The sequence below is a fragment of the Collinsella aerofaciens genome (assembly GCF_028207065.1).
GTDB lineage: Bacteria > Actinomycetota > Coriobacteriia > Coriobacteriales > Coriobacteriaceae > Collinsella > Collinsella aerofaciens_AR.
The window spans coordinates 1-2,201 of the sequence record NZ_JAQLFP010000058.1 but is presented as its reverse complement, the minus strand read 5'-3'; the positions used below and the strand labels follow the sequence as shown (position 1 = coordinate 2,201).

Here is a 2,201-nt window from a genome sequence, read left to right as displayed (position 1 = left end):
CGTCGCAAGACTTGAAGAAGGGGGAGGCCTCGCGGCCTCCCCTTTTTTTGCGTTAAAAGGCGACATTCTCTATGTAATTAAATCAATCCAATCATCCACCGGTGAATATAAACGTTCACCGTTCTGTGGCCGGTTCTCTGTTCTCAATGGACTAATATTTGCTTTAGCGCGCTGATGCGCTTGTCCTGTTTTACACGGGTCGTTTTATTGATTGTGACGGAAGGACTCACATGGCAGATGTTCATGAGCTGCTTGATACTTGGATTGCCAATGTCAAGGACGAGGAGCTCCTCGCAGAGCTCAACACGATGAAGGAGCAGGGTGATGAGGACGCCATCACCGACGCTTTCTTCCAGGATCTCGCCTTCGGTACTGCCGGTCTTCGCGGCACTATCGGTGCGGGCACTAACCGTATGAATATCTATACGGTCGGTCGCGCGACGCAGGGTTTTGCTGACTATCTCAATGCGACCTTTGAGCATCCGACGGTTGCCATCGCTCGCGATAGCCGCAATAAGGGTGAACTGTTCGTTAAGACGACGGCTGCCATTCTTGCAGCAAACGGCGTGACTGCCCTCGTGTATCCCAAGATTTCTCCTGTGCCGACGCTCTCCTGGGCCGTCCGTGATCTTAAGTGCTCCGGTGGCATTTGCATGACCGCTAGTCATAACCCGGCGCCGTATAACGGCTATAAGGCCTATGGCCCCGACGGCTGCCAGATCACCAGCGAGGCCGCCGATGCAATTTCTAAGGCTATCGCCGAGACCGATACATTCACCGGCGTGAAGTCCATGGACTTTGATGAGGCTCTTGAGCAGGGTCTGGTTAAATGGATCGAAGGCTCATGCCTCGAGCGTTATTACGACGCCGTTCTCGCGCGTGGCGTGACCAACCTTTCTGCCGAGGAAATTGCCGGCGCGCCGCTCAAGCTTGTCTATACGCCGCTGAATGGTACCGGCCTCATTCCCGTTACCACGGTGCTCGAGCGCGCTGGCATCACCGATGTCACGGTTGTTCCCGAGCAGAAGGAGCCTAACGGCGATTTCCCGACCTGCCCGTATCCTAACCCCGAGATCCGTCAGGCCATGCAGAAGGGTATCGATCTCTGCGAGCAGGTTCACCCTGATTTGCTGCTTGCAACCGATCCCGACGCCGATCGTGTTGGCGTTGCCGTTAAAAATGGCGATGACTATCTGCTACTGACCGGCAATGAGATGGGCGTTCTGTTGCTCGACTATATCTGCAAGACCCGTGCTGCCTGCGGTGAGGACCTCACTAAGAAGGTTGCCGTTACTACTATCGTTTCTTCCGCCATGGTTGACGCTCTGGCCGACGAGTACGGTTTTGAGCTCCGCCGCTGCCTGACGGGCTTCAAGTACATCGGCGACATCATTACTTCTCTTTCCGATGCTGGCGAGGTCGATCGCTTTATCTTTGGTTTCGAGGAGAGCTACGGCTATCTGGCCGGCGACCACGTGCGCGACAAGGACGCCGTGAGCACTTCACTTCTGATTTGCCAGATGGCGCAGTATTACAAGCTCCAGGGTAAGAACCTTGCCGATGCGATGCACGAGCTGTACGAGAAGTATGGCTACTATCACAACAAGACGATTTCGCTGAGCTATCCGGGTGCTGAGGGTGCGGCAAAGATGGCCGGCATCATGGCCGGTCTGCGCGAGAACCCGCCTGCGGAGCTTGCTGGGTCCAAGATTGAGGCCGTCGTGGACTACAACACCTGCGTGAACGGCCTGCCGAAGGCTAACGTCATTGAGTTCGATCTTGAGGGCGGCAACAAGGGTATTGTTCGTCCTTCCGGCACCGAGCCCAAGATTAAGCTGTACATCTTCGCTAAGGGCGCGGATGCCGCCGAGGCTGATGCAGCACTTGACGCGATCGAGGAATCCGGTCGCAAGCTGTTGGCCTAAGGCTTTGAAAGCCTATTTCTATAGATAGACGGAGGAGGGGATCTCGGAAACGAGGTCCCCTCTTTATTACTGGTAAATTCAGCTGAGAATTCCAAACTGTGTAGGAAATGTGTACGCCCAGATTCCCGCCCCCGGCGCCCCTCCGGTCTGGCAATATATCTCCTTGCCGCGCGGCCCGGTCGGACCGGATCAGCCGCCAGGCGTGCACCTTGAGAACCGGATACTGCGAGGATGGACACATTCAGTGTCGCATCCGGGCAGACATCGAACCATTTG

General features: G+C 55.7%; 1 protein-coding gene. It reads left to right on the top strand.

Annotated elements, in window-relative coordinates; genetic code table 11:
• Positions 1-230 precede the first annotated feature (230 nt).
• Positions 231-1,925, top strand: coding sequence for a phospho-sugar mutase (locus PMX72_RS10210; RefSeq protein ID WP_117736970.1), 1,695 nt, complete (start codon positions 231-233; stop codon positions 1,923-1,925).
• The last annotated feature ends 276 nt before the right edge of the window (positions 1,926-2,201 follow it).